The 18,570-nt window shown below is 56.3% G+C and carries 18 protein-coding genes; 10 read left to right on the top strand and 8 right to left on the bottom strand.

All coding sequences use genetic code 11. The features are described 5' to 3' along the window. Positions 1-13 precede the first annotated feature (13 nt). The 3 genes from leuS to holA are packed head-to-tail and all read left to right on the top strand — an operon-like array spanning position 14 to position 4,042. Entirely contained in the window at positions 14-2,548 is a 2,535-nt protein-coding gene (gene leuS / locus ACZ1G5_RS09960) for a leucine--tRNA ligase (RefSeq protein ID WP_472732688.1), read from the top strand. Further along, positions 2,538-3,023, top strand: coding sequence for an LPS assembly lipoprotein LptE (gene lptE / locus ACZ1G5_RS09955; RefSeq protein WP_472732687.1), 486 nt, complete (start codon positions 2,538-2,540; stop codon positions 3,021-3,023). Before leuS ends, lptE begins: the two co-directional genes overlap by 11 nt. Next, positions 3,020-4,042 (top strand): DNA polymerase III subunit delta, encoded by a 1,023-nt coding sequence (gene holA / locus ACZ1G5_RS09950; protein ID WP_472732686.1) that lies wholly within the window; start codon positions 3,020-3,022, stop codon positions 4,040-4,042. Before lptE ends, holA begins: the two co-directional genes overlap by 4 nt. 52 nt (positions 4,043-4,094) lie before the next feature. Here the strand turns inward: holA and ACZ1G5_RS09945 are convergent, their stop codons facing one another. The 5 genes from ACZ1G5_RS09945 to ACZ1G5_RS09925 all read right to left on the bottom strand — a co-directional run bounded on the left by ACZ1G5_RS09945 (position 4,095) and on the right by ACZ1G5_RS09925 (position 8,720). After that, positions 4,095-4,310, bottom strand: coding sequence for a hypothetical protein (locus ACZ1G5_RS09945; protein ID WP_472732685.1), 216 nt, complete (start codon positions 4,308-4,310; stop codon positions 4,095-4,097). Positions 4,311-4,833: 523 nt separating this feature from the next. After that, positions 4,834-6,003, bottom strand: a complete 1,170-nt coding sequence (locus ACZ1G5_RS09940) for a TIGR03862 family flavoprotein (protein ID WP_472732684.1) — start codon at positions 6,001-6,003, stop codon at positions 4,834-4,836. After that, the gene (locus ACZ1G5_RS09935) at positions 6,000-7,307 is read right to left on the bottom strand and encodes a mechanosensitive ion channel family protein (protein WP_472732683.1); all 1,308 of its coding nucleotides are present in this window, start codon (positions 7,305-7,307) and stop codon (positions 6,000-6,002) included. Before ACZ1G5_RS09935 ends, ACZ1G5_RS09940 begins: the two co-directional genes overlap by 4 nt. Positions 7,308-7,368: 61 nt before the next feature. Beyond that, the gene (locus ACZ1G5_RS09930; RefSeq protein ID WP_472732682.1) at positions 7,369-7,974 is read right to left on the bottom strand and encodes an enoyl-CoA hydratase/isomerase family protein; all 606 of its coding nucleotides are present in this window, start codon (positions 7,972-7,974) and stop codon (positions 7,369-7,371) included. Beyond that, a complete protein-coding gene (locus ACZ1G5_RS09925; RefSeq protein WP_472734314.1) occupies positions 7,971-8,720 on the bottom strand; it encodes an SDR family oxidoreductase in 750 nt (249 codons plus the stop codon). Before ACZ1G5_RS09925 ends, ACZ1G5_RS09930 begins: the two co-directional genes overlap by 4 nt. A 130-nt stretch (positions 8,721-8,850) precedes the next feature. On the opposite strand from ACZ1G5_RS09925, the gene ACZ1G5_RS09920 reads away from it, so the two are divergent. The 6 genes from ACZ1G5_RS09920 (at position 8,851) to lpxK (ending at position 15,093) form a co-directional block, all read left to right on the top strand. Continuing rightward, positions 8,851-10,356 (top strand): DUF2125 domain-containing protein, encoded by a 1,506-nt coding sequence (locus ACZ1G5_RS09920; RefSeq protein ID WP_472732681.1) that lies wholly within the window; start codon positions 8,851-8,853, stop codon positions 10,354-10,356. Between the two features lie 117 nt (positions 10,357-10,473). Beyond that, the gene (locus ACZ1G5_RS09915; protein ID WP_472732680.1) at positions 10,474-11,820 is read left to right on the top strand and encodes a TldD/PmbA family protein; all 1,347 of its coding nucleotides are present in this window, start codon (positions 10,474-10,476) and stop codon (positions 11,818-11,820) included. After that, positions 11,807-12,598, top strand: a complete 792-nt coding sequence (locus ACZ1G5_RS09910) for an inositol monophosphatase family protein (protein ID WP_472732679.1) — start codon at positions 11,807-11,809, stop codon at positions 12,596-12,598. The genes ACZ1G5_RS09915 and ACZ1G5_RS09910 overlap by 14 nt, the downstream gene beginning before the upstream one ends. A gap of 36 nt (positions 12,599-12,634) precedes the next feature. After that, entirely contained in the window at positions 12,635-12,880 is a 246-nt protein-coding gene (locus tag ACZ1G5_RS09905) for a DUF4170 domain-containing protein (RefSeq protein ID WP_472732678.1), read from the top strand. Between the two features lie 24 nt (positions 12,881-12,904). After that, on the top strand, positions 12,905-13,912 hold the full coding sequence (locus tag ACZ1G5_RS09900; protein WP_472732677.1) for a 3-deoxy-D-manno-octulosonic acid transferase: 1,008 nt from the start codon (positions 12,905-12,907) through the stop codon (positions 13,910-13,912). A 194-nt stretch (positions 13,913-14,106) separates the two neighbouring features. Further along, on the top strand, positions 14,107-15,093 hold the full coding sequence (gene lpxK, locus ACZ1G5_RS09895; protein ID WP_472732676.1) for a tetraacyldisaccharide 4'-kinase: 987 nt from the start codon (positions 14,107-14,109) through the stop codon (positions 15,091-15,093). On the opposite strand, the gene ACZ1G5_RS09890 is transcribed toward lpxK, so the two are convergent. The 3 genes from ACZ1G5_RS09890 to ACZ1G5_RS09880 are packed head-to-tail and all read right to left on the bottom strand — an operon-like array spanning position 15,090 to position 17,429. Further along, positions 15,090-16,211: a CaiB/BaiF CoA transferase family protein gene (locus ACZ1G5_RS09890; RefSeq protein WP_472732675.1), complete on the bottom strand. Its 1,122-nt coding sequence runs from the start codon at positions 16,209-16,211 to the stop codon at positions 15,090-15,092. The two genes, lpxK and ACZ1G5_RS09890, sit on opposite strands and share 4 nt — an antisense overlap. A 31-nt stretch (positions 16,212-16,242) precedes the next feature. Beyond that, entirely contained in the window at positions 16,243-16,908 is a 666-nt protein-coding gene (locus ACZ1G5_RS09885) for a DsbA family protein (RefSeq protein WP_472732674.1), read from the bottom strand. A gap of 2 nt (positions 16,909-16,910) precedes the next feature. Further along, on the bottom strand, positions 16,911-17,429 hold the full coding sequence (locus ACZ1G5_RS09880) for a DUF721 domain-containing protein (RefSeq protein WP_472732673.1): 519 nt from the start codon (positions 17,427-17,429) through the stop codon (positions 16,911-16,913). Positions 17,430-17,551: 122 nt separating this feature from the next. Here ACZ1G5_RS09880 and ACZ1G5_RS09875 point away from each other — a divergent pair, with 122 nt between their 5' ends. Beyond that, positions 17,552-18,550 carry an A/G-specific adenine glycosylase gene (locus ACZ1G5_RS09875; protein ID WP_472734313.1) on the top strand — a complete coding sequence of 333 codons (999 nt, stop codon included), beginning with the start codon at positions 17,552-17,554 and terminating at the stop codon, positions 18,548-18,550. The last annotated feature ends 20 nt before the right edge of the window (positions 18,551-18,570 follow it).

Below are 18,570 nucleotides of genomic sequence, written 5' to 3'. Positions count from 1 at the left end.
GAAAGACCATCAGATGACCACTTACACCCCCGCCACGATCGAGGCGAAATGGCAGGACGCCTGGAATACGGCGCAGACCTTCAAGGCTGTGCGGAGCGAGGACAAGCCAAAGTACTACGTGCTTGAGATGTTCCCCTACCCATCAGGCCGCATCCATATGGGCCATGTGCGCAACTACACCATGGGTGACGTGATCGCGCGCTATAAGCTGGCGACAGGACATAACGTGCTGCACCCGATGGGATGGGACGCTTTCGGGATGCCGGCGGAGAATGCGGCGATGGCATCAGGTGGTCACCCAAAGGATTGGACCTACAGCAATATCGCCGACATGAAGGCGCAGATGAAACCGCTGGGCCTGTCGATCGACTGGTCCCGCGAATTTGCGACCTGTGATCCGGAATACTATGGCCAACAGCAGGCCCTGTTCATTGATTTTCTGTCCAAGGGCCTGATTTACCGCAAGAAAGCTGTGGTGAACTGGGACCCGGTCGACATGACCGTGCTGGCGAATGAGCAAGTCATTGATGGCAAAGGCTGGCGTTCCGGCGCCGAGGTGGAGCGCCGCGAATTGGTGCAATGGTTCTTTAAGATCAGTGACTATTCCGAGGATTTGCTGGCTGCGCTGGACGGTTTGGACAATTGGCCCGCCAAGGTGAAACTGATGCAGGCGAACTGGATCGGCAAGTCACGCGGCATCGAAATCCCTTTTGAACGGCGCGACGATGGTGAGCCGATCCTGTGCTACTCAACCCGTCCAGACACCATGCGCGGCGCATCCTTCCTTGCGATTGCGCCAGACCACCCGGTTGCCAAAACACTGGAAGCATCCCGCCCTGACTTGGCTGACTTCATTGATGAATGCCGTAAAATGGACACGACAGAAGCCGCGATGGAAAAGGCCGAGAAGAAGGGTGTCGATACGGGATTGCGCGTCAAACACCCTGTCTACCCTGATCAAGACTTACCTGTCTGGATCGGGAACTTCGTCTTGATGGACTATGGCACAGGCGCAGTCTTTGGCTGCCCTGCCCATGATCAGCGCGATCTGGATTTTGCCCGCAAGTACGATCTGCCGGTTCAAAGTGCATTCCACATGCCCGGCGATGATACCCCGGTTGGCAACACTGCACTGGTTCCCGACAAGGCCGAGACCGTGGTCTATATCGACCATTTTGCCGGACTGGCCGAGACAACCAGTCAGAGCGGCATTGACGCAACCATCGATTACTTCGAAGCGCATAACCTTGGTACCGGTCAAACCAAATTCCGCCTGCGCGATTGGGGCTTGTCCCGCCAACGCTATTGGGGTTGCCCGATCCCTGTTGTTCATTGTGATGACTGCGGTGTTGTGCCCGAAGCCAAGGAAAACCTGCCGATTGAGCTGCCCTATGACGTCAACTTTGACATTCCCGGCAACCCGCTGGACCGTCATCCGACATGGCGCGACTGTGCTTGCCCGTCCTGCGGCAAGCCTGCCCAGCGCGAGACGGACACGATGGATACCTTCGTGGATAGCTCGTGGTATTTCGCCCGCTTCACCGCCCCTGATGCCCCCACACCGACCAATCTGGACGATGCCGCCTATTGGATGAATGTCGATCAGTATATCGGCGGGATTGAGCATGCGATCCTGCACCTGCTGTATAGCCGCTTTTTTGCCCGCGCGATGAACATGACCGGCCACCTGCCCGAAGGCACGGCAGAGCCGTTTAATGCGTTGTTTACGCAAGGGATGGTGACGCATGAGATCTACCAAACCAATGACGCCAATGGCCGCCCTGTTTATCACCTGCCCGAAGATGTGATGGACGGTAAACTGGCCGATGGCACGGCGGTTGAAATCATCCCATCGGCCAAAATGTCGAAATCCAAAAAGAACGTCGTCGACCCAGATGATATCTTGGAAAAGTACGGCGCTGATACTGCCCGCTGGTTCGTCCTGTCCGACAGCCCGCCAGAACGGGATGTAGAGTGGACCGCATCCGGCGCCGAGGCAACGTACAAACACCTGAACCGTGTGCACCGTGTCGCGACAGATATCGCGACAATGGATGAGGGCACAAACAATGGGGACGACGACCTGCTGCGCGCGATGCATAAGGCCATCCATGATGTGACAATGGGGGTCGAAACATTCGGCTTTAATGCAGCTATTGCAAAACTTTATGCATTTACCAACGTGTTGGCGAAATCAAAGGCAGGCGGAACCGCAAAGCGTCAGGCGACCAAGGTACTGGCCCAACTGATGTCACCCATGACCCCTCATCTATCCGAGGAAATCTGGACGATGCTCGGTGGCGAAGGCCTGATTGCAAATGCCCCCTGGCCCATGGCGGATGAGGCGATGTTGGTCGAAGACACCGTCACCATGCCAATCCAGATCAACGGCAAACGGCGCGCCGAAATTAACGTGGCAGCGGATGCATCCAAAGAGGCCGTGGAAGAGATGGCAATGGCATTAGAGGTAGTTCAGACTGCGCTGGATGGGGGATCCCCCAAAAAGCTGATCGTGGTACCGGGCAGGATTGTGAACATTGTCATCTAGCCGCACACACCGCTGGATCGTTGTCTTGGGTTTCTTGGCCCTTTCTGCCTGTGGTTTCGCACCGATCTACAGTAGTGATAGCGGTTTGCGAGGTCTTGTCGCCGTTGAGTCCAATGAAACTGTCTCTGGTTTTGTATTGCAGCAACGCCTGAAAGAGCGGCTTGGCCGCGGCAGCAACCCACGATACGTGCTCAAGACGACAGAGCGTTACAGCCAACGGGCTGCCGCGATCTCGGCTGATGGTGATACCTCCCGGCTGAACATCATTGGTACGGCGACATGGTCGCTGGTGGATAATGCCACTGGTGCCACCTTGGAAAGCGGAGAGGTCGAAGCCTTTACCAGTTATTCTGCCACTGGATCGACCATCGCAACACAAGCCACCCGCGACGATGCGCAAGCGCGGTTGTCCGTCATTCTCGCGGATCTGATCATCAGTCGCTTGCTGCTTCTTGCGCCAGAGCTGCCAAAATGAAGCTGACCGGCAGCGCTGCACAAAACTACTTCCGCAAGCCGGATCCTGGCCATGCAGCATTGTTGATTTTTGGCGCCGATCCCATGCGCGTTGCTGACAAACGTCAACAGGTCATCACAGCACTTGTTGGACCTCAGGGCGAGGAAGAAATGCGGCTGACACGTATCAGCGGGGCGGACCTGCGCAAAGATCCCGCTTTGCTGGATGACGCCATAAAGGCGCAAGGGTTCTTCCCCGGTCACCGCGTTGCATTTGTTGAGGACGCGACCGACGGGCTTTCAAAAGTAATTGCGGCAGTGTTGACAGACTGGCAATCCGGTGATGCCCAAATTGTCATCACCGCCGGACAGCTCACCGCCAAATCCGCGCTGCGCAAGGTCGTCGAAGGGCATGGCAATGCAGTTGCCATCGGCCTTTATGATGATCCGCCGACCATTGGTGACATCGAACAATCGCTCCAAGACGCGGGCATACCGCAACCGGGCCGGGATGTGATGGAAACGCTCGTGTCACTGGCGAATTCGCTCGAGCCCGGAGATTTCAGGCAGACCATCGAAAAAGTCAGCCTTTACAAGCGCAGTGATGACAGCCCTCTTAGCATTGAAGATATCACTGCGAATGCGCCGCAGTCCGCAGAAGTGGATGTCGACGATATTCTAGACATTGTAACGACCGGTCAGGCAGACCGGTTAGGCCCGCTATTGCGCAATCTATATGCTCAAGGGGTGGCCCCGGTGACGCTGTGTATTGGCGCGATGCGTCATTTTCGTCGTCTGCATGTTGTGGCGTCCGATCCCGGCGGTGCCGCTGCGGGTGCAGGCCGGCTCCGACCGCCTGTCTTTGGACCGCGTCGTGACAAAATGGTACGTCAAGCAAGCCACTGGGGGCGCGATCGGCTGGAACGCGCGCTAACTGCGCTAACGGATGTCGACTTGCAATTGCGCTCTGCGAATACTGCCCCGCAAAACGCCCTGATGGAGCGGACGTTGATCCGGCTGGCAATGATGGCGCGGCGCTGAAACGAAAAAAGGCAGGCCAAGGCCTGCCTTTCTAAGATCTGAGATCTTAAACTTAGTCAGCTTCAGCAGCCGCAGCAGCGATCAGCAGTGCAGCAAGCACACCGAGAACGATGTATGTTGGGCTGATAGAAGACGCTGCTGGTGCTGGTGCTGGTTCGACCATCACAACAGGGGCTTCCATGACTTCTTCGCTCATACCGCCAGCTGTAGCGGCAACGCCGGAAACTGCGAGGGCAGCAGCGGCAGCAAGTGTTGTTGTAAAGCGCATTTGAGTACTCCATTCATGCACGAGGTGGACAGGTCAAAGCGTGACCGTTCCACATTTTTCTATTGAATCAGGCATTGGCGGTGAATTCTAGGCATAATTTTAAGGGCGATTCTTCGCCTAGACCGGGTATTCGGCACAAAACAGAGCGAAATTTGTTTCACCCATCTTCAGTACATCCAACAAATATTGGCGATTTGAGGCGATAGACCAGTAAACTTTTGCAACAAACTGGGCGGTTTGAGGTAATTTGCGGCTATGACCAGCACGCCAATTGACACAAAAGCGATGCCAAGGTGCAACACTTTTCACCAAATGCTGATGTATTAACATCCAAAAAATAAGCAACGGTATGGATTCGTCAGCAATTGGGAGTAGCGGAATCAACGTTCAAGATACCGCACTTTATTGATTTCACGGTACTATTGCATCGCCGGCTTTTGGGATGAGCCGCAACAATGTTGGCTGATTGATTGGCCTCGTCGCACCGCGGACCAATCGAATCAATGTGATCCTTTCAAATACGCTAAAGGGTGACACCAGCGAATGTCGCAGCAGCACGACCAGCAAGTCGGCCTGTCGCAAGACAACCGGAAATCAGGTAGCCACCGGTCGGTGCTTCCCAGTCCAGCATCTCTCCGGCACAAAAGACGCCGGGCTTTCGCTTCAGCATCAAATCATCAGTCATTGCGTCAAAGCGAACCCCACCTCCTGTTGAGATCGCCTCGTCCATAGGTCGCGGGCCGTCATGCCGGATAGGCAATGCCTTGATCAGTGGCGCCAGATCGTCGGGGAAAGGACGTCCAAATTCAGACAATAGTGCCATTTGAAGCGGGCCAAACCGCAATACCTTACGCAAGTGATTTGTCAGGCTGGCCTTGCCACGCGGTTTGGCCAGTGCCGCGCGCAACCTATTCGATGACCAGTCCGGCAGCAGATCGGCGTAGAGCGCAGCGCCCTCTCGCATGACGCGCGAGACCATATAGATACCGCCTCCTTCGATCCCGTGCCGCGAAACGATAAACTCACCCCGTGTTGTTGTGTCACCCGCAGTGAGTGCAATGGATTTGACCGGCGCCCCCAGATGCGGGGCCATATGATCGGACCACTTTACAACAAACCCCATGTTTGCCGGAACAAAAGGAGCCACATCTTCGGCCAAGTAGTGCGCCCATGTCCCGGTCGCGCCCAGCCGCGTCCAACTTGCGCCACCCGTCGCAAGAACGGTCACCTTGGGTGCAATCACGCTTGCCCCTGTTGGTGTGTCAAAAACCAGCGATCTGTCATCCCAGCCCTTCCAATAGGACCGCGTTTGCAGACGGACACCCAGGCCCTCAAGACGCGCCAACCAAGCCCGCAACAATGGCGATGCTTTCATTGCCTTGGGAAAGACGCGCCCGGTGGAGCCAGTGAAAATCGGCTGACCCAGACCCTCGACCCACGCCATGATCTGGTCGGGGCCAAATGCGCGCAGTGCATCTGTCATCACCGCTGGCTGTGGATGCCCAAACGCTGCAAGAAACCGCGCCTGCGGCTCTGCTTTCGTCAGGTTCAGCCCGGATTTGCCAGCCATCAGGAATTTGCGCCCGACAGACGGCATTGCATCAGCCACAAGGACCGAAAGCCCCGCTTTTCCCAGTTCCTCTGCTGCCATCAATCCGGCGGGGCCAGCCCCAATGACAACCGCATCGGTCACGTTGGCATTGGCCCCTTCATCTCGATCACGCGATGCGGATAGGGGATTTCGATGTCGTTGTCTTTCAATGCATTCCAGATCAGAAACAGCACGTCAGACGAATATTTATTCTTGCCGTCATCAATGCCTTCGACCCAAAACTCGACGCCAAAATCTATTCCGCTATCGCCGAACCCACGCAGTTCGCAATCGGGACCTTCGGGTTCTTGCAGCACCCCGGGGTGCTTGGACACTGCGGCTTCGATGATGGCGGGGATTGTGTTGATATCTGTATCGTAACTGACAGAAAACGCCACTTCGAGCCGGTTCGCTGAACCAGAGTCCGAATAGTTAACCACACGCGTCGTGATGAAATCTTCGTTTGGTACAACGATCCATTTGCCGTCATAGGTCTCAAGAATCGTCGCGCGTGCCGTCATCTTGATAATCGTACCGGCCTCACCGCCATCCAATTCGACATAGTCACCAACGGTCGCCTGTCCTTCCACCATCAGGATCACGCCCGAGATAAAGTTTGACGCAATCTTTTGCAGACCAAAACCGAGGCCGACACCAACAGCACCACCGATAATAGCCAGTGAGCTGAGGCTGATGCCCATGATGTTCATCAAAACAAGGAAGGCGATGGCGAAGATCGCAAACTCTGACGACTTGATCGCAAGTTGCCGGATCGCTGGCCGCATGGGCTGTTGTTCAATGTAGGCGGAGGACTGGGAGTTCGACCACTGCCCCAGCCAGAACAGGATGCTACCAGCGATCGCGCCACGCACAATTGCCAATGCTGAAAAGCTGATGTTGCCAAGATTGACGACTGCGGCATCAAGAGCAGCGACAACCTGATCAAGAAAGCCAACTGCGTAAAGTGCAGCGACCGGTACCAGGACATATTTGGCCAGCATCTTGAGGAAGGCATCGGTGATGATGTGTTTGGCCAAGGCCCGTGCTGCCAGGAACAAGAAGACCCGTTTGCCAAAGGCAATGACCGCACCTGATCCAAAGAGCGACCGCGTGACCGCTTCGCCTATCGCAGTAAAGCCATAGGCCAACAACGGCAGCAGCAGCGGCAGGAAGATCAAAATAAACCGGCGTGCCTTTGATAGAATGGTCATGCTATCGGCAGCAGGTGTTAAGAGCGACGTGATCCGTGGTGCCGCAATGCGATTGACCACGCGCGCAAGCAGGTACGCGCCAATCAGCAACCCAAACTGAGACCATGCCGCTGGCGACAACAGCCAGTCCTGCGCGATCACCAGTGCCTGATCAAAAGCCGCACGCGCCTGATCCATCAATGTTTGCGGTTCCATGCCATCCTCTAATTCTCTCTCTTGGCTCTTCTGCAGTGCCGCGACCTCGGGCGCAAGCCTGTCAAATGAGTGCTTTGATGCCTGCAATATGCGCGAGATCTGCCGAAAGCACATCTCTGCCCAACGCAGATGCACTTTCAAGCAAGCTCTCAGACGGCACGATGCAGTCAACAAGCCCCCAGCCCAACGCATCCTCTGCGCTGATCTTCTGCCCCGCCATCAGGATCAGTTTCGCCCGCGACGGCCCGACAAGCGCGGCCAGTCGCGAAGGGTCAGACGGCTGGGGCAGAAAGCCCAATTTCATCACCGGGTAAAAGAATTTCGCCGCTGGCACAGCGACCCGCAGATCACACGCCAACACCATGCCAAATGCGCCACCGGCGACGGTGCCGTTCAACGCAGCGATGGTCATACCCGGTAAGGCCGCAATCGCCGCTGACAGCCGTTCCCAAACCGGATCTGTCGCCAGCCCGGCGCGTGCGGCTTCCAGATCGGCACCCGCGCTAAACACTTTGCCGGTTCCGGTCAGGATCAACTGCTTGGCGGCTTGGGCGTCCTCTGCAATCTGTACCAGTTCACGCAGCATTTCCGGGGTCAGCGCACCGGCCTTTTCCGGCCGGTCGATTGTGACAGTCCAGACGTCGCCGGCCCGGTCACAACGGATCATGTAAGACCAACCTTTTTGCGGATATCATCATCGCGCAGACTGATGTCATCGCCAAGGAAACCATCCGCCTCCGATGTACACATCCACAAGAGGGCCCGCGCGGGCCATTCAGGTGGAATATGGTCCGACCAGTCCAATTGGCTGACGGGATTGATCCCTGATGCTTTGATTTCACGCTGCATCTGGGTCGCGACAGTACCCGGCGAAAGACCCATGATGCGCAATCCTTTGTCGCGCGCTTCCTTGTCGGCTGCACGCGTCAGCATATAGACTGCGGCCTTGGAGCTGCAGTAGGCCGTCCACCCTTCAACCGGCCCATGTGCCGCGCCGGATGAAATGTTGATGATTGTTCCATGCCCCTGCGCGATCATACCCGGCATCGTTGCGTGCAGCCCATGCATGACACCCTTCACATTGATATCAATAGTACGGGACCAGGCCTCTGGATCCGTATCTTGCAGATGACCGATAGGATCAATGATACCCGCGTTGTTGATCAATATATCCAGACCTCCAAAGGTCTGCGCAGTGGCTGACACAGCAGATGCCACATCAGAGTAACGCGACACATCACATGGGATTGCCAGCGCCTTTTCGCCAATATTCCCTGCGATTTCAGCGATGTCATCCGTACTCCGCGCAACGAGCCCCACATTTGCACCAGCGGCGGCGAAAGCATGCGCGGCGGCGGCGCCGATTCCACGGCTTGCACCGGTGATAAGTACGGTTTTCCCGACTAAATTGATGTTTTTCACGCCTTCTCCCTTTCAGACCAAGTTTGGGATAGCTACTTAGTGAATCGATAGTAACGTCCGTTGGCACCATAGTAAGAAGCCATGGACCGTTCTGAAAGAGACATAAAGAAAGGGATTTTGAATGACTTACTCTACTGGAATGCGCAGCGCTGTTTGCCTCGCCGCGTTGATTGCTGGCACTGCGGCGCAAGCGGACGTCACCGCAGCGCAGGTCTGGGAAGACTGGAAGTCACAACTGGCCCTTTACGGCGAAGACAACATCACGATCGGCGCAGAGGAAACATCCAGCGGTACGCTGACGGTGCGCGATTTGGCAATGAATTATGCTGACGACGACGTCTCTTTGGCGATGAACATCGGTGACATCGTGTTCAATGAACAGTCCGATGGCACCGTGCGCGTGACGATCGCAGATAGTTATCCGATGGTGATGACGGTTGAAGATGGCACCGTGATCAATGTCGAAGTCAGCCAGACAAATGCTGAAATGATTGTTAGCGGTGACCCTGACGCAATGAACTATGACATCACCGCAGATCAATACGAGATCGCTTTCGTGAACGCTACAAACGGCGATGTCACCTTTGGCGGCGATGCTAAATTGACAGCAAACAATGTTGTTGCAAGCTCTTCGAGTGTGATCGGCGACACGCGTGAAACCTCTTACAATGCGACTGTTGGTCTGCTTGATCTACTGGTTGATTTCAAGATTCCCGGTTCTGATGGCGAGTACATCACCGCAGCGGCCAAATATAACGACATGTCGGTCCAGGGTGACGTGTCCATGCCTGTCGACGTCGAACAGATCGAGCCGGGACAGTTGGTTGCGGCGGGCATGACAACTGCCGGTGGCTATGTTGTCGAAAGTTCTGACTTCGTCATGGATATCAATGCCGAGGGCGATCAATTCTCGGCGTCTGGCAGCACCGGGCAGGCAACATTCACGTTCGGCCTAAGCGAGACAGCGCTGGCCTATGACACAGCCGTTGATGATCTGGAGCTTGCTATGCAGACCTCAGAGTTTCCGCTTCCCATTGATATCAGCATGGCAACATACGGTCTTGGCTTCGAAATGCCGACCGCCGAAACTGAAGAAGCGGCCCCCATGGGGATCAGCTTTGACATAATTGATCTGGCGATCAGCGATGGTTTGTGGGATCTCTTTGATCCGGGCAGTGTTTTGCCCCGCGATCCGGCAACCATTCAACTGTCGTTGCAAGGCACGGCGAAGGCCCTGATGAATGTGATGGATCCCGAAGATCAGATGGCTATGGCTATGGACGGCGGCGCACCGTTTGAACCCGAGACACTGGTGCTTGAAACGCTCAACATTGATGCCGCTGGAGCGAAAATGACAGGCGATGGCGCGTTCACTTTTGACAACACCGATATGCAGACCTTTGCACCCTTGCCGCGCCCAGAAGGTGCCGCAACAGTCCAGATTACAGGTTTCAACGGGTTGCTTGATAACCTTGTCGCAATGGGTCTGGTTCCAGAGCAAGACGTGATGGGTGCCCGTATGATGGTGGGGATGTTTGCCAAATCTGTCGGTGATGACGCGATGGAAACCTCGGTGGAAATTCTTGAAAACGGACAGGTGAATGTGAACGGCAACCGCGTTCGCTAAACACTTCAAATCCGGATCGGGCGCAGGTGGCAACATCTGCGCCCTTTTCATTTGGTGCACCCGGTCTTGCGGGTCACTGCGGCGCGCACTAGGTCTTTGGCCAGCAAAGGATAAATGATGACCCAATCTCTTTCCGATCTATCTGACCAGATCTTGCAAGCAGCCAAGCGCGCTGGTGCAGACGCAGCCGACGCGATGGCGGTTGATGGCACGTCGCTGTCAATTACCGTGCGCGAAGGTGCGTTGGAGCAAGCGGAGCGATCTGAAGGGATCGATATCGGTCTGCGTGTCTTTGTTGGTCAGCGGCAGGCTTGCGTATCGTCCTCGGATGCCAAACCAGACACGCTGACACAGATGGCAGAGCGTGCCGTTGCAATGGCCAAGGAAGCGCCGGAAGATCCGCATACGGGCCTCGCTGATGCCGCCCAGATTACTACAAATACAGCAACTGAAGCGCTGGAGCTTTTTGACCCCAGCGACGAACCCAACCCGGCTGAATTGCAGGATGATGCGATACGCGCCGAAGCCGCCGCCTTGCGCAATGCTGGCGTCAGTCAGGTACAGTCCGCCTCTGCCGGATATGGTCGCCGCCAAATCCACTTGGCCGCGACGAACGGTTTTTCCGCCGGATATACCCGCACTGATCGTGGTTTGTCCTGCGTTGCAATCAGCGGCACCGGTACAGACATGGAACGCGACTACGACTATGACAGCCGCGTCTTTCAAGCCGACCTGCGCGATGCCGAAGAGATCGGGCGCACTGCAGCAGAGCGCGCTGTAGAACGGATCGGTGCCAAAAAACCCAAAACAGGTGCCTTTCCGGTACTTTTTGATGAACGGATCGCGAGTTCCTTGATTGGTAGCCTTCTGCAAGCCGCCAACGGCATGATGATTGCACGGGGATCCAGTTGGCTGCGCGATGCTATGGGCCAGCAGGTTCTGCCCACGGAATTATCCATCATCGAAGATCCGCATCGTGCGCGTGTCACGGGATCGCGTCTGTTTGATGCCGAAGGGCTGGCAACTTCAAAGCGGGCAATCGTCGAGAACGGAATTCTGACAGGCTGGACGTTGGACCTTGCGACCGGACGAAAACTTGGCATGGACAGCACCGCAAATGCAGCGCGCGGTACCGGGGCGCCGCCTTCGCCGCAACTGACAAATGTTGCATTGACCCAAGGTGACAAATCCCGAGCCGATCTGATCAGGGACATGGGTACGGGGCTGCTGGTCACATCCATGATCGGTTCAACCATCAATTCCAACACAGGTGACTATTCGCGCGGCGCGGCTGGTTTCTGGGTCGAGAATGGCGAAATCACCTATCCGGTCAATGAATGCACTGTCGCAGGCAACTTGCGGGATATGTTGATGACGATCATCCCTGCCAACGATGGACGGACCCATCTGTCGCGCGTTGTTCCGTCGTTGCTGGTCGAAGGACTGACCCTTGCCGGAGACTGATCTTGCGCTGCTAGTTGATGCAGCACGACACGCAGGCGACATCGCCAAACAGTACTTTCAGCAAAATCCTGACGTGACCGACAAGCCCGATGGTGCGGGTCCTGTCACCGACGCTGACCTTGCTGTCAATGCGATGTTGGAAACATCCTTGCGGCTTGAACGACCCGACTACGGGTGGCTTTCAGAAGAAACAGAAGACAACACCGCGCGTCTGAAAACCGAACACCAGTTCATCATTGACCCTATCGACGGCACACGCGCCTTTATTGATGGCAGCAACGATTGGGCACATTCTCTCGCCATCGTCAAAGACGGGACCCCGGTGGCAGCCGCCGTTTACCTGCCGATGCGCGATATGATGTTTGCTGCACGCAAGGATGCTGGAGCCAGCCTGAACGGAGAACCGATCCACACCACGCAGTCCGCGCTGGACGGCGCAACTGTGCTCGGCGCAAAACCGAACTTTGATGGCCGGTTCTGGAAAAACGGCGCGCTGCCGCCAGTCAAACGCAAGTTCCGGTCGTCCCTTGCTTATCGGCTCTGCCTTGTGGCGCAGGGTGCGTACGACAGCATGATAACGCTGCGCCCCAGTTGGGAATGGGACATCGCCGCAGGCGCGCTGATCGTCACAGAGGCGGGCGGGCGTATCACTGACCAATATGGCCAAGCCCTGCGGTTCAACAATACCCATCCACAGGTGCCGGGCGTTCTGGCTGCTGGTCCACAATTGCATGCCGATCTTCTTGCCCGACTTGAGCCGCCGTCACCAAAGCCCTAGACTGTATTCAACACAGAAATTCACAAAGGTTTTCCCATGACCCAGCGCCTACATCTCGTCTTTGGCGGAGAGCTTGTTGATCCAAGCAAGAACGCATTCAAAGATGTCGACAATATCGACATTGTGGGCATGTTCCCTAACTACGAAGCGGCTTACAACGCGTGGAAAGGTGCTGCCCAGCGCACCGTCGACAATGCGCATATGCGTTACTTTATTGCGCATATCCACCGGTTGCGGGATGAAGAAACAGAAGCATCGCCTACCGAAGAACTCGACAACTAAAGCAAGGTTTTGGGACAGTAAGATATGGCAAGATCCCTCGCAATTGCCGCCTATTTGGCCGGGTTGGGATCTCCAGATAGCCCGCAGCATTCAACCGAGCAGCCACCGCGCCCGGAAGGCACGATTATTTGGGCACGTTGCAGCGATCCAGATCAGCTGACGGCGATTGAAACCTTGGCCCGTAAGCTGGCCGAAGATGGCGACCCGCTGCATATCATCGTGACATTGCTCGACTGGAATCCGGTTTATGTCAAACGTGCCTTGCCTGAACCCATTGGTCGCGAAAATATTCGAAGTTTCATTGCGCACTGGCAACCGACGATGTGTGTTTGGGTGAAGGGCGACCTTGACCCCATTTTGCTTACCGAAATACGCAAGGCCAAAATTGTTGCCATGCTTGTGGATGCCAATGCTGAAGGGCTCGACCATGTTGCGGGGACCTGGGTACCCGGGGCCATGCGGTCCTTGTTATCAGAGTTCGAAGCGCTTTTGATGCTTGATCATAGTGCCGCTGAACGGTTGATCCGGGCTGGCGCACCCGAGGACAAAGTTCTTGTCACCGGCCCAATGGGCGACGCCGCCCCAACCCTGCCATGTGATGAAACCGAGCGACAGGAAATGGCCACTGCTATTGGCGCGCGACCGGTTTGGCTCGCGGCCGGTGCACAATTGGACGAATGCGAACAACTTGCCCAGGCGCATCAATTTGCCAGCAGACGCGCCCATCGGCTGCTTTTGATCATTGTGCCGCGGCATCACGTCATGGCCCATCCAATCGCCGAAAAAATGCGTAAACTCGGGTTTAACGTGGCGCTGCAATCAAAAAGCAGCAGCCGTCAGATGTCACGCAGGTTTATGTCATTGATACCGATTCTGATCTTGGTCTTTGGTATCGCCTCGCACCAATCACATATCTGGGCGGCACCCTGGACGGTGGGGGTTGCCGTGATCCGTTCGAAGCAGCCGCCCTTGGGTCTGCAGTCCTTTACGGGCCGCAAGTATCGCCGTTTCAGCGACATGCCGCAAAACTAAATGCAGCGGATGCATCGCGTCTAATCCGATCGGCGGCCGACCTGGGTCCGACGATCGAAACGCTTCTGTCCCCTGACAAAACCGCCCAGATCGCCCATGCGGCGTGGGATGTGACGTCGCGCGGCGCGATGGTGACGAACCGCATTGCTGCATTTATCCAAATGCGCCTGGAAGAGCTGGAACAGGAGCAATAGATGCGCGCGCCGCCGTTCTGGTTTACGCCGCCTGATCGGCCTGCATGGTCTGCCCGACTTCTGACGCCATTGGCCGCAGTTTATGCCGCTGCAACCGCCCATCGCCTGCGCAAGAGCGCCAAAATAAAGGCCGACATTCCGGTGATCTGCATTGGCAATATCAACGCAGGGGGCACCGGCAAGACACCCACGACCATAGCATTGATTGAACGCCTGACGGCGCGCGGGCGCAGCCCTCATGTTGTATCGCGCGGATATGGCGGCAGTCTATCAGGACCGCTTCGCGTCAATGAACGCACTCACAAAGCAAGCGAGACGGGTGATGAACCGCTTTTGCTGGCAGCGTTCGCACCCACATGGGTCGCCAAGGATCGGGCGGCTGGCGTCGGCGCCGCACAAGAGGCCGGTGCGGATGTCATCCTTTTGGATGACGGGTTTCAAAACCCTGATGTGGCCAAAGACTTGTCAATTGTTGTTGTGGACGCCCTGCGTGGTTTCGGCAACGGCCGGGTCGTACCAGCTGGGCCGTTGCGCGAACCTGTCACGACGGGTCTGAAACGCGCCGATTTTGTACTTTCTATCGGACCGCCCGCTGATCAGGACCGGTTCAGCGCGGCATGGACAAGTGACAAGCCGCATCTGGTTGGGCATCTTGCACCCCTACCAACAGGCATGCCGTGGCGAGACCTCAAGTTGCTGGCATTTGCGGGCATCGGACATCCGGAGAAGTTTTTTGTTACCCTGCGGGACATGGGTGCAACGCTCGTGCGCGCCGAGGCACTTGGCGACCATCAACCATTGACCGACGCTCTGATGAAACGGCTGGAAATCGAAGCCGAAGCGCGTAAGGCCCAGCTTGTCACAACAGAAAAGGACGCGGTGCGCCTACCTGATAGCTTCCGCTCCAAGGTGCTAACCCTGCCTGTGCGTCTGCAACTTGTGGATTGGGGGCCAATTGATGCGGCCTTTGATAGACTGGGGCTTTAGTCCAACAGGTCTTGATCCGCACCTAATTTGGGTGAGGCGGTCTTGGGTTCAACATCAGCGTCAGAAAACGTAATGGGCAAACGGACAGAGGGTATGCCATCAAGATCAACACGCATCCCGCGATGGATGACCTGCGGATCAGCGCATGCATCTTTCATGTCGTTGATAGGTCCGGCCGGGACCCCGTGCGCTTCGCAGGCGTCAAGCAAATCAGCCTTTGACCATTGCGCGGTCTTGGCGGTCAGCAGCGCCGACAGCTTGGCGCGATTGGTGAGGCGCGCGGCGTTGGTGGCAAATTCCGGATCATCCGCCAACTCAGCAACGCCGAGTAGTCGGCAGAAATGCTGATACTGTCCGTCATTCCCGCTTGCCACAATAATATGGCCGTCGGCACAATCAAAGACCTGGTAAGGGACGATATTTGGATGCGCATTGCCCATCCGTTTTGGTGCCGTGCCGGTTGCAAGATAGTTCATGCCCTGATTGGTCATGACCGCGGTTGCGACATCCAGCAGAGCCATATCGATATGCTGGCCCTTACCAGTCGTATGGCGTTGATTGACGGCGGCAAGGATACCAGTACAGGCATAAATACCGGTAAAGATGTCCGTCACAGCAACACCCACTTTTTGTGGTTGCCCGTCCGGTTCGCCGGTGACCGACATAAGCCCCGACATCCCCTGAATAATGTAGTCATAGCCAGCGCGCTTGGCGTAAGGGCCATCCTGGCCAAAGCCCGTAATCGAACAATAGATCAGGCGTGGGTTAGAAGCTGACAGGCTCGCGTAGTCCAGGCCATATTTTGCAAGCCCACCCACCTTGAAGTTTTCAATCAGAATGTCCGCATCCGCGACCAGATGTTTTACCTGCGCCTGACCCTCGGGTGTATGGAAATCAATCACGACGGATTTCTTGCCCCGGTTACAGCAGTGAAAATAGGCCGCACTTTCTTCACCATCATGATCGACGAAAGGCGGGCCCCACTGACGCGTATCATCCCCTTGCGGGCTTTCGATCTTGATAACCTCAGCACCAAGATCGGCAAGCGTTTGCCCGGCCAGCGGGCCCGCTAGGACCCGCGCCAATTCCACAACTTTCAAACCCGCAAGCGGCTGCATTCAGTATCTTTCAGATCATGCGAAAGGCTGATTAGCCCAGCTTCCCATCCAGAATATCAGCGAATTCGTCATAAACCATGTTTGAATACTGACGCCCGTCAATCATGAACGTCGGGGTCGAATTGATCGCGTCACGCTGGGCATTTTCCTGATACCAAGTGAACAAAGCCTCTGCTTTCGGCGCATCACTTAAGCAAGCGTCGAGTGTCTCATCGTCAAGTCCGGCCGTTTTGGCCAATTTGCGCAGGTCTTCGATGATGTCGGTAGGTTCACCAGATGCCAGCCATGCGCGCTGCTCTGCATAAAGCAGATCCGAGAACGCAAAGAAGAAATCAGAATCGTTGCTGCATCGCGCGATCATGGATGCCCACAAGCCCGGACGGTCAAAGTAGACCTCGCGATAGACAAATTTGACCTTACCGGTGTCGATGTAGTTTTCCTTGAGCGCCTTGAACTGGTTGGCGTGAAAAGACGCACAATGCGGACAGGTAAATGACGCATATTCGATCAGTTCGATGGGGGCCTCAGGATCGCCCTGTACCATCTCCATCACTTCCGGCAGTGCGCCGTCTGTGCTTTGCGCCATTGCGGCGCCGGGCAGAAGCCCCGTTTGCGGATCAGGCCGTGTGAGTGTCCAACCGGCACCCAAAGCCACCAAAGCGCCGCCGCCAGCGGTCAAGAGAGTTCTGCGTTTCATATCTACCTCTGATCAGAGTTTTGTTTTGTTAATACATTTGCGCCCAGCGCAGTCAGCGCTGCACGCAATTTTTCGTTTTCTATTTCACTAGATAAGTCTTTTGCCGCGGATTGCACTGCTGCATCGGGGGATTTCTTGACTTTTGGCGCAGGTGCAAAAGCCACGCGTCCTTCTGCAAAGCCTACCGGGGCGGTCTGAGTGATGCGTACGCGCGAAATCGCGCGATACCCATAACAGGCATTCACCTTCTCGCGTATTTGCTCTTTTTGCATTTCCAGCATCGGGGCGTGCGGGCCCGTTGTCAACAGCGTCAAAGTCGCGCCCATGCCACCCTTACCGTAGCTGACATTCACCGGCGTTGCGGTCTTTGCCGTCGCTTCGCCCACAACCTCGGACCAATGCGTCAGCAACCGCGTCACGGCAAAACCGCGATCTTCGCTGGCCTTGCGGATGCGGGTCTGCATCAATGTCGCGGCACGGGAAAATCCGCGTGTTGTGCTGGTGTGGCGTGGCTCTTTCATATCTAAGCCCTACTCTATGATGAAAGGCGCGCCAAGTCTGCGCGACAGATCGGTACGGGTAATAAACATTGCGTGACCTCAGTTCAGAGCTTTTAGCATGGTATGACATGCATGCGCGCGAAATGCCTTGGCGGGTTTCCCCTGCAGATCGGGCAGCAGGCGTATTGCCCGATCCCTACGCCGTCTGGATGTCAGAGGTCATGCTACAGCAAACAACAGTCGCTGCGGTGCGCGACTATCACACTAAATTTCTAGAAATTTGGCCCACCGTCCACGATCTTGCGGCAGCAGCTGATGCCGATGTGATGGCGGCGTGGGCAGGCCTTGGATACTATGCCCGCGCCCGCAATCTTCTTAAATGTGCACGAGCCGTTGTGGCAGAGCATCATGGGGTTTTTCCAAACACATACGACGCATTGCTTAAACTACCGGGTATTGGACCCTACACCGCTGCGGCCGTCGCAGCCATAGCGTTTGATCGCCCCGAAACCGTCGTCGATGGCAATGTTGAGCGGGTCATGGCCCGGCTTTACGATATCCACGCACCACTGCCCGGATCAAAGGGTGCACTAACCAAGAAAGCCCAAGCGCTCACCCCACAAGAAAGGCCGGGTGACTACGCCCAAGCCGTCATGGATCTTGGCGCCACGATCTGCACACCGCGCAGCCCCGCCTGCGGAATTTGCCCGTGGCGCGACCCGTGTGCGGCACGGGTGGCGGGCACTGCTGCCGAACTGCCCAAAAAGACGCCCAAGAAAAAGACGCCAACGCGTCTGGGCATTGTCTACGTTGCGCGCCGCCTTGATGGCGCCTGGCTGCTGGAAACCCGCCCTGAAAACGGCCTGCTTGGGGGGATGTTAGGTTGGCCGGGGTCTGATTGGAGCGATGATCCGGTCCCGTCCCCGCCCTTTGACGCCGCTTGGATCCCGCTGAAGGAAGAGGCGCGTCATACGTTCACGCATTTTCATCTGCGGCTGCAGATTATGACAGTGCGTGCCGGCTTGGACGTCGCGCCAAAGCGGGGACGGTTCCTGACACCGGCCGACTTCAGCCCTTCAGCGCTGCCGACGGCGATGCGAAAGGCGTTCGATCTCGCGCATGTGACGTTACGCGATATTTGAGAATTTGAGTTCAGACGCCT

This window comes from Yoonia sp. JB2-21 (assembly GCF_055693545.1).
This window is presented reverse-complemented; position numbering and strand designations above follow the sequence as displayed.